Genomic DNA, 587 nt, shown 5'->3' on the forward strand with positions numbered 1-587 from the left:
TTCGCGCGATCCGACTTCGGATTCGAGAAGAAATCGTCCTTGCGGTCGTCCTCGACGATCGCGCCCTTGTCCATGAAGATCACGCGATGGGCCACCTTCTTCGCGAAGCCCATTTCGTGCGTGACGACCATCATCGTCATCCCTTCCTGCGCGAGTTCGACCATCACGTCGAGCACTTCGTTGATCATTTCCGGATCGAGCGCCGACGTCGGTTCGTCGAACAGCATCGCGATCGGGTCCATCGATAGCGCGCGCGCGATCGCCACCCGCTGCTGCTGGCCGCCCGACAACTGACCCGGAAACTTGTGCGCATGCGCCTTCAGGCCGACGCGATCGAGCAGCTTCATGCCCTTCTCGTTCGCCTCGTCCTTGCCGCGGCCGAGCACCTTGACCTGCGCGAGCGTGAGGTTCTCGGTGATCGACAGGTGCGGGAACAGCTCGAAATGCTGGAACACCATCCCGACCTTCGAGCGCAGCTTCGACAGGTTCGTCTTCCTGTCGCCGACCGACTGGTTGTTCACGAGGATCTCGCCCTGCTGGAACGGCTCGAGGCCGTTGACGGTCTTGATCAGCGTCGACTTGCCCGA

The 587-nt window shown here is 61.8% G+C and carries 1 protein-coding gene; it reads right to left on the reverse strand.

Annotated elements, in window-relative coordinates; genetic code table 11:
* On the reverse strand, window positions 1–587 hold a 587-nt coding region (locus tag DIE15_RS36695; RefSeq protein ID WP_148095708.1), incomplete at both ends, for an amino acid ABC transporter ATP-binding protein.

It is taken from the genome of Burkholderia sp. Bp9031 (assembly GCF_003857965.1).
GTDB classification, from domain to species: Bacteria; Pseudomonadota; Gammaproteobacteria; order Burkholderiales; family Burkholderiaceae; genus Burkholderia; species Burkholderia ambifaria_A.